Annotated in this window: 10 protein-coding genes and 1 pseudogene; 4 read left to right on the plus strand and 7 right to left on the minus strand. The window is 47.0% G+C overall.

Annotated elements, in window-relative coordinates; genetic code table 11:
- Nucleotides 1-3 precede the first annotated feature (3 nt).
- From K2P83_RS01230 to K2P83_RS01255, 6 genes and pseudogenes are all read right to left on the minus strand, one after another.
- Nucleotides 4-477, minus strand: a complete 474-nt coding sequence (locus K2P83_RS01230) for a disulfide bond formation protein B (RefSeq protein ID WP_292926055.1) — start codon at nt 475-477, stop codon at nt 4-6.
- A gap of 98 nt (nt 478-575) precedes the next feature.
- Nucleotides 576-920: a hypothetical protein gene (locus K2P83_RS01235; RefSeq protein WP_292926056.1), complete on the minus strand. Its 345-nt coding sequence runs from the start codon at nt 918-920 to the stop codon at nt 576-578.
- Nucleotides 921-1,140: 220 nt separating this feature from the next.
- A pseudogene (gene lon / locus K2P83_RS01240) lies at nt 1,141-3,306 on the minus strand (endopeptidase La); the annotation flags it as partial.
- 18 nt (nt 3,307-3,324) lie between these two features.
- Nucleotides 3,325-3,774, minus strand: coding sequence for a CBS domain-containing protein (locus K2P83_RS01245; RefSeq protein ID WP_292926057.1), 450 nt, complete (start codon nt 3,772-3,774; stop codon nt 3,325-3,327).
- A gap of 136 nt (nt 3,775-3,910) precedes the next feature.
- On the minus strand, nt 3,911-4,327 hold the full coding sequence (locus tag K2P83_RS01250; RefSeq protein ID WP_363279275.1) for a BCAM0308 family protein: 417 nt from the start codon (nt 4,325-4,327) through the stop codon (nt 3,911-3,913).
- Nucleotides 4,328-4,698: 371 nt separating this feature from the next.
- On the minus strand, nt 4,699-4,881 hold the full coding sequence (locus K2P83_RS01255) for a hypothetical protein (protein ID WP_292926058.1): 183 nt from the start codon (nt 4,879-4,881) through the stop codon (nt 4,699-4,701).
- A 136-nt stretch (nt 4,882-5,017) separates the two neighbouring features.
- On the opposite strand from K2P83_RS01255, the gene polX reads away from it, so the two are divergent.
- From polX to K2P83_RS01275, 4 genes are all read left to right on the plus strand, one after another.
- Nucleotides 5,018-6,508, plus strand: a complete 1,491-nt coding sequence (gene polX / locus K2P83_RS01260) for a DNA polymerase/3'-5' exonuclease PolX (RefSeq protein WP_292926063.1) — start codon at nt 5,018-5,020, stop codon at nt 6,506-6,508.
- Between the two features lie 18 nt (nt 6,509-6,526).
- Nucleotides 6,527-7,171, plus strand: coding sequence for a phosphoribosyltransferase family protein (locus K2P83_RS01265; RefSeq protein WP_292926059.1), 645 nt, complete (start codon nt 6,527-6,529; stop codon nt 7,169-7,171).
- 46 nt (nt 7,172-7,217) lie between these two features.
- Nucleotides 7,218-7,718, plus strand: a complete 501-nt coding sequence (locus K2P83_RS01270) for a hypothetical protein (RefSeq protein ID WP_292926060.1) — start codon at nt 7,218-7,220, stop codon at nt 7,716-7,718.
- A gap of 119 nt (nt 7,719-7,837) precedes the next feature.
- Nucleotides 7,838-8,287 (plus strand): hypothetical protein, encoded by a 450-nt coding sequence (locus K2P83_RS01275; RefSeq protein WP_292926061.1) that lies wholly within the window; start codon nt 7,838-7,840, stop codon nt 8,285-8,287.
- A 162-nt stretch (nt 8,288-8,449) separates the two neighbouring features.
- Here K2P83_RS01275 and K2P83_RS01280 read toward each other — a convergent pair.
- Nucleotides 8,450-8,900, minus strand: a 451-nt coding sequence (locus K2P83_RS01280; RefSeq protein WP_292926062.1) for an SDR family NAD(P)-dependent oxidoreductase, incomplete at its 5' end; no start/stop codon positions are given.

Here is an 8,900-nt window from a genome sequence, read left to right on the forward strand (position 1 = left end):
AAGCTATTTTTTCGCCAATAGCATATAGAGCGATACGATTCCAAGGCTGACAAAAGTAATCAATGACCAATCCGGGATGGCCAGCAATAAAAATTTCCAGTCGACATCCGCACAATCACCATTCGCCTCGAACATTCCTGGCCACCAACCGGCAAGCGGTAAAGAATTTAGAAAAGCTTCCTCTGGACTAATACCACATTCAAAGGATTCCGGGTAACGTATTAACCAGGCATGCCTCGCTGCGATGACTGTACCTATGAGTGCCAAAATGCACATCAAAGCAGCATAGAAGCGGCGCCCGATAACTTTAGGATTGTGTAGAAATGCCAATAGTGCGACTAAACCCAGTAACCAGTAGGCAAGACGTTGCGCTACACATAGCGGACATGGTAGTAATCCTTCCAGATGTTGCAGATATTGTGCATAGCCCAGAAGACTGATGCAGATGAGCAGGATAAATAAAAACAATAATCTCATTGGACAATCTTCATTTTTGCAAACGATCATAATAATAAAAAGAAGAATATTAACATGATGAGATTGGGGTCTAGGGTGGTTTCTACCGCGAATTAGAATTAGCTAATGACAGAGGCTTTATATTGGAGATTTTCTGAGATATCTTGATATGCTCCAAGTATGGTTCTGATTCTTTGGAATTCGTTACGAATTGTGGCCGGCGATCGTTTTAAGTAAACAGCAAGAATTCTTGAATCTGTTGTATCCAGAACCAGGCTGGCTTCCAATAGCTGATGCAAGGGTAGAGGCAGAGCCTTGTTGCTGTCGATAGATTCGATTAGGCATGCTGCATGCATCTTTGCGCGGCGTAATTGGCCGATTCTATGAAATGGGTGATTGTCTTTTTGTTTATTTAGGTGATTATTATTGATACCAAGTTTAGTTTGAGTTTCGGACTGTTTCATTTGAATTCACTCCTCGTACATGATGGTAGCTCTAGAGTAACAAGGGAATATGACAAGAACATAACAGCTTCATTTAAACTTATTCATAGATGCATTTGTATTTTGGGTTAAGCTAGTTCAGGCGTCAATGCGGCATATAGCCGCATCTGTTGTTAAGTGATGCGTTTATTCCGAGAAGGTTTTGTTGGTTTTATTTTTGTATATGCCTGGTAAACGATATTCAGGCAAGTTTGAATTCAGTAGCTGGAAAATATGTGCCGACATGGCGTAATGCAGCTTGAATCGCATCATCTGCTGTTTCTAATAAAACAAACTGCATTGCCATACGTGTTGCTTCCGGTAAATCGCGTAGATCCTTCTGGTTTCGGGCAGGCAACAATACCGTTCGCAGACCGGCACGTTCTGCCGCCAGTATCTTTTCCTTGATACCGCCTACGGGTAATACTAATCCACGTAGACTGATTTCTCCGGTCATCGCGACATCATGGCATACGGGCCGGTTAGTGAATAATGAAACGAGTGCAATGAACATTGCAACACCTGCGCTCGGTCCGTCTTTTGGAATAGCACCTGCCGGAACATGCAGATGCACATCAACACCGTCAAACAGAGATACCGGAATATTCAAATCGCTTGCGCGCGCCTTGACTAAGGTGAGAGCTGCTTGCGCGCTTTCTTTCATCACATCACCGAGCTGCCCGGTCAGAATCAACCGCCCGCTACCATTGACCCGTGTGGCTTCGATAAATAGAATATCGCCACCCACCGGTGTCCAGGCCAGGCCCGTAGCGACTCCAGAGAGGTCCGTATGCATTGCTAATTCATGCTCATATTTTTTTGAACCTAGAATGGCATCCAAATCAGCTGCATCAATATGCACTTTCTGCTGTTCACCTTCGGCGATACGCAAAGCTGCATGACGCATCACTCGGCCGATTTCCCTTTCAAACTGACGCACACCGGCTTCACGGGTGTAATCCGCAATAATGCTTTCCAGCGCTTGGGATGTTAATTTGCATTGTTCTTCATACAAACCATTTACTTCACTCTGCCGCTGTACTAGATAACGCAATGCGATTTGAAGCTTTTCTTCTTGTGTGTAACCGGGCAAATCAATAATTTCCATGCGGTCACGTACTGGCGGCGACACATTGTCGATTACATTCGCCGTAGCAATGAAGATCACCCGGCTTAGATCAAACGGCACACCTAAATAATTATCACGAAAAGTTGAATTCTGCTCCGGATCCAGTACTTCAAGCAGTGCTGCGGACGGGTCGCCCTGTATGCTGGCTGACATTTTGTCGATTTCATCGAGCATCATGACACAATTACGCGCACTAGCCTTACGCAACCCTTGCACAATATTTCCTGGCATGGCACCAATATAGGTGCGGCGATGGCCGCGCATTTCGGCTTCATCATGCACACCGCCTAATGACACACGCACAAAAGGCCGTTGCAAAGCACGTGCGATGCTTTGGCCTAGCGAAGTCTTACCTACTCCAGGTGGTCCGACAAAGCAAAGAATAGGCGCCCGGCCCTGCGGTTTCAGTTTTTGTACCGCCAGAAATTCAATAATGCGCTGCTTGATGCGCTCTAATCCAAAATGATCGGTTTCCAGAATTTGACGCGCGCTATTCAAATCGATCGGCGTTTCCTCAGGTAGCCGCCACGGTAATTCGGTCATCCATTCCAGATAGGTGTGCAACATCGAGTATTCGCTCGATGCGCTCGGCATGCGCTGCAATCGTTGCAATTCTTTGCGCGTCTGCGCTTCGACATCACTGGGCATGCCTGCTCCGGTGATCGCCTCATTCAATTGTGCAATTTCTTGATCGTTACCGCCGTCTTCGCCCAGCTCTTTCTGGATTGCTTTTAACTGTTCGTGTAATAAATACTTACGCTCGCGATCTTCCATTTGTTCTTTGGTGCGCTCGCCGATTTCCTGGGAGAGTCTTAAAACTTCGATACGGCGCGATAAAATCTGCAACACTTTCTGCAGCCGCTCCTCAGTATCTATCGTTTCGAGCAGCATCTGTTTTTCATTGACTTCGGTATCAAGTAGGCTGGCAGTAATATCGGCCAGATCCGACGGCGTGCGCGTGGCTTGCAATGCATGTGCAAGCTCTGCCGGAACTCCGGGCAATAGCGATAAAATCTCGACAGCGCGTTCGCACAACTGCAATGCGAGCGCTTCTGCCTGAGTTGTGACGTGAGCTGTTTCCTTAATACGTTTTACACGGGCTGCAAGGAATGGGTAACCTTCGATGATTTCTTCAATCTGAAATCGTTCTATACCTTGGCAGATGGCATGATGAGTTCCGTCGTCTGAAGCAACATGGCGCACAACGTTGGCGATAGTGCCGATACTGCATAATGCATCAAGTCCCGGATTCCGCTATTACGGACGGTGCCGCGTTTCTTTTTTTTGCTCGTACCTTACCAGTTTGGAGAGATTAAGTAATTCTTCGGATAGTAATTCCAGTGCATCATCTAAAGTCAGTATTCCAACCAATTCCCCGGCTTCATCCACTATCGGTAAGCGCCGGATGGTTTTGCGGCGCATAAATTCGATTGCTTCGTAAGTCGCGGTACTTTCTTTAACTGTAAATACTTTCGGTGCCATAATATCGCCGACGGTAATCACCGTTTCATCCAATTCCGTTGCCAGAACTTCGACAACCAGATCACGATCCGTGACAATGCCTACGGGTGCTGTACGACCATCGAGCTTATCGATCACAATAACGGCCCCCACGTGATATTGCCGCATCAGTTTGGCGGCTTCTTGAATCGTCTCATCACGTTGAATAGTAATTACTTCACGATTGCAAATTTCACCGACACTCATCATATTCTCCTTTTTTGTTTATCCAATCCGTTTAACAGACTGAATTTCGAGTAAACGAGACCAATTTACACGCAATAAGTTTTCTGCCGGATTGTAGTGAAATTCCAACTCACCCTGATAAGCATGGTGAATTGCCTCACCAATACCACGAGCAAGGTGAATATCGGTAGCGGTTACCAATACCATTTCCCTCTTCTTCGGTTGCCATGATTCGCTTCAGCGGATGTTCGGCTTTTTCTTTTTTTTCTACATTGTGTATCAGACTTACTATTTCATCCCGATGCGCAACAAGAAACTCACCTGCTAAGGTCACAAAGCCTGCTGGCTGATTCTCAAGAATACGCTGGCACGCCGGACAGTTATGTTGATGCGCATTGGCAGGTGCGCCAAGCCATTGCCATCGCCCTTTATGAAATACTGCGCTACATTGCGGGCAAACCGTTGGTTCCGGAAATTTGACTTTGGTTTGGTAAGTGTCGTGTATCTGTTCTTGAAAAATGCCATCGCAGCGACTAATTGGATGAAAACCGGGGTGTGTGCTTTTTGTACCCATGATAAATCTCCTCTGATGCAACTTATTTATTGTGAAATAACAATAATACTCACGCATTGCTGCAATGACAGCTATTCATTAATAATGGCTAAACTTTATTTTCAATCTTGCTCGCTTTGATAATTTTGTCAAGCATTTCTGTCATGCCTGCAACAAGTAGGTGATGGCGATTACTTTCCTTATTTTTAAGCTTTCCGGTCGTGCAGAATGCGCTCTTGATCCAGCTGTTCCGCCATTGTTTTTAATGTAGAAGAAGTTGTTACCGGGTAACCGGGTGCGGAATCGAGTATAGTCATTGTAGCGGGCAGGTGTTGGTAATTGATTAAGGTCTGACTGCGCAGTTCCTACAGGGATAGTTTCGGATGCAGATGTCAACCTGATCGCATGAAAGGCTGGATTAGGGATTCACCTTGCTGCAGGTCATCATCTTCCAGCGCCACGATATCTCCGGATATACAACCATCATCAGCATACTGCCGGTGAACTTGTTTTCTTCCGGGCCATGTGGCTTTGCTTTCCGAGTGCTTGCGGCGTGGCTTGCCAGCCGCCTTCATTGTGTTATCGTTTTGTCTGCACGCCTGCAAGATAATGCAGGACTGAAGCATTCTCAATGCGCAAGTTTTGTCTTAACCCTCCGCGCTAGAGGCTGGCTCACTACTCCCAGAACGGCACAATAGTTAGTACAGCCTGCTGGATCGGTTACATACCGAGCTGCCTCCTGCCATTACTGAGCTGCTGAAAATACCCGGCCTTGGTCCGAAACGGGTCAAAGCGTTATATCACGATCTCGATGTGCAAACGCTGGAACAATTGTACCGGGCTGCACGCGATGGTCGAATTCGCGCCTTGCCGGGTTTTGGCGAAAAAACCGAGAACAACATTCTGCAAGCGATCGAGGTGCATGCCAATCAGACGCGGCGCTTCAAATTGGCAATAGCAGCGCAATATGCGGAAGCGCTGGAAAAATTTCTTACAACGATTCCCGGTGTTTTGAAAGTCACTGTTGCAGGCAGTTACCGGCGCATGCGTGAAGCGGTTGGCAATTTGGATATTCTCGCCACAGCTTCAACGACCGAAACAAGCCAAGTGGTGCAACGTTTTACAAATTACGAAGAAGTAGCCGAAATCTTGTCGGCAGGCCCCACACGCGCCAGTGTGATTCTTAAATGCGGCTTGCAAGTGGATTTGCGCGTCGTCAAGGCGGAATCCTATGGTGCGGCACTGCATTATTTTACCGGATCGAAGTCTCATAACATTGCGATCCGGCGCATGGCACAGAAGAGTGGATTAAAGATCAATGAATACGGTGTCTTCCGGGATAAAACACGTATCGCGGGTGAAACGGAAGCGTCGGCGTATGCCGCTGTGGGTTTATCTTATATTCCCCCCGAATTGTGTGAAAATCGCGGGGAAATTGCCATGGCAAGAGCAGGGCAATTACCGCAATTAGTGGAACAAATCGATCTGCGCGGTGACTTGCATGTGCATACCAAAGCAACGGATGGGCATAACAGCTTGCGTGAAATGGCACAGGCGGCTTTATCGAATGGTTTTGAGTATATTGCGATTACCGAGCATTCGCGCCGGTTAGCTTTCACGCATGGTCTTGATCCATTGCAATTGGCGCAACAATGCGATGAAATTGATCAAATAAATACAGAGCTGAAGGGAATTACTTTGCTGAAAAGCATTGAGGTGGATATTCTGGAAGATGGTAATTTAGATCTGCCGGATAGTGCGTTGGCACGGCTGGATATGGTGGTGGGTGCGGTGCATAGCAGTTTTAATCTGTCGCGCGCCAAACAAACAGAGCGCATTCTGCGCGCCATGCAGCATCCGTATTTTACCCTGCTGGCACATCCGACAGGGCGTCTGATTCAGCGCCGCGCACCCTATGATGTCGACATGCTGCGCACTATTCGCGAAGCCAGAAATCGCGGTTGCTTTTTGGAACTGAACGCGCATCCGGAACGGTTGGATTTGCTCGACACCCAATGTCAAATGGCCAAGGAGGAAGGTGTGTTAATCAGCATTAATTCCGATGCCCATAGCGTTTATGATTTCGCCAATTTGCGCTTTGGCATCGGGCAAGCGCGGCGTGGTTGGCTGGAAAAACACGATGTTCTGAATACCCGTTCCTTGAAGGAATTGCGCCTCCTAATCAATCGCACCATGTCATAATCATGTTAAGGAGCCATTATGATTTTTGCCGACCGTATCACAGCAGCCGGGAAACTGGCGGAGGCGCTTTCTGAGTATCAGGATAAAAATCCGCTGATATTGGCTATTCCCCGAGGCGCTGTGCCGATGGCCAAGGTGATCGCCGAGCAATTGAACGGCGAGATGGATGTGGTGCTGGTGCGCAAATTGCGCGCGCCGGGCAATCCCGAGTTTGCGATCGGTTCTGTTGATGAGAGCGGTTGGGTTTATCTGACTGAGTATGCCGAGCAAGCCGGTGCTGATCAGGATTACATCAATCGGGAAGTATCTGTTCAGCTGGAAACCATCCGGCAGCGGCGCGCGCAATACACCCCTATGCATCCGCCGGTTGATCCCGCTGGGCGGATTGTCATCGTCATTGATGACGGGTTGGCTACGGGATCGACGATGATTGCCGCACTGCATGCATTACGTAACAAAAAACCGGCAGAATTGATCTGTGCCATCCCCGTCGCACCGCCGGAGACATTGAGGAAATTAGAGGGAAAGGCGGATCATATTGTTTGCTTGTCGTCCCCAATCAATTTCTATGCGGTAGGGCAGTTTTACGGAGATTTTCCGCAAGTGACCGATGAAGAAGTGATTGCTTGCTTAGCCGATGCAACTCGGCGAGAGAAGGAGTAATTGTGCGTATTCTGTTGATCGAAAATTATTTACTAGGAGTTTTGCCATGATACGAAACCCGATTGATATTGCCAGCCGTGTCAGCTCTAATTTATCCGCGCTTATTGAAGATCGCGTGAATAAGTCAGAGCTGGAGCAAGATATAACGCTTGCCACCATTCATGATTTTGTTGCAGATCTGCTTAGCGATGCATTTACTGAAACAGAGGAGCGGCACCATTTTGATATTAATGAATCATTGCTGGATGAACTGGATGCATTGATTGAGGAATTTGGCGAATCGGCATTAGCCATTGACTTTGTGAAGGAAAATGCCAGCGAGCCCTTATCACGAGTCATTGACGCCGTGATCAATGACCGGGATCAAGAAAACCCGCCGACGCTCGAAACCGTAAAAGATGCGATGATTTCTGGCTTGTTAGCAAGTTTGGTCGGCGCTGGCGTATTGGATGAGGATGAAGATGATGTCTTGCTGGCAGAAATGGATGCGCTGATCGACCGGCATGGTGCCGATGCCCTGGCAGAAGAGTTCATACGATACGAATAATAATTGCTCGTTGCTTTTTTGTTGCAACAACTGTACTTCTGAGTAAAAATGAACCTTAGCATCGATTCTCAATCGAATTATTCATTGGCTTCGGCTTCATTATTTGTTTCTACTGACCTATGTACCTCGATAAAATCTACACATTGCAAACGGGTGTAAGCCTTAAAATTTCGACCATTGCTTTGCAAGAATTGATTGCAAATGCCATCGGTAAACAAAAGTTTCCTGAACTCGAAAGTATTCGCAGCACATCGGATTTATATGCCTATCTATCGGTTGTTGTCTGTGAAGGCGCTGAAGACTTAATCAGCAGACGGCAACGTTGGATAGATCAAAAAATAAAAACCGATTTAATCGCAGGGCGGCCGGTTTCATTCAATAGCTTTTGCAATCTTTTCTGGCGCAATTTGGATGAAGATGATCCGGATGGTGACGAATGGCAGCAGCTGATGGCCAGTGACCAATTTTATTCTCAATTGACTGTGCTATTGAATAAATTGCGCATCGCTGAACGCAGTTTGCAGCAATATAAGAAAGCCGTTCCTGATTGGTATCTGGGTTCAGCTTAATGAGGAAGTTTAATAAACTTTAATCTGAGAGCTATGAATGGAAAGCAGCAAAAATGGCATTATAAGTTCAGCTTTTTCAGTCTGCGCAGGGTGTAATACGTACGTATATTTGTGCTTTGCATTATTTTTTGAGTGACAGAATAAATACTAAGTCAGAAAACTTCACCAAGGCACAATCTGCCCATCAAACGCATAAAACTTCCCTGAGTCCGAAAATTTCAAGTTGCTGATGACACGGCGCATGCCGGTGACGCTTTGTTCGGTAGTGATAAATGCATTCGGGCCGCCCATGCTGGTTCTGACCCATCCCGGATGGAGTAACACTGCGGTAACCTGGTTTGAATTCAGGTCAATCGACAGGCTTTTCATCACGATATTGACTGCTGCTTTGCTTGATCGGTAGATGTAACTGCCGCCGCCGCGATTGTCTGCAATGCTGCCCATTTTGCTGGTGATGGTGATAATGGTTTTCAACTGGCTTGTGGAAATCTGTTGGATAAAAGCCTCGGCCATTTTTAGCGGTGCCATGGTATTGACTGCAAAGGTATAAGCCCACGCGGCATAATCAGTTGCTCCGAAGGCATCGCCGTGTTCTGGCGGATAGACACCGGAG

Origin of the sequence: Nitrosomonas sp. (assembly GCF_019752415.1) — a bacterium.
Taxonomy (GTDB): Bacteria; Pseudomonadota; Gammaproteobacteria; order Burkholderiales; family Nitrosomonadaceae; genus Nitrosomonas.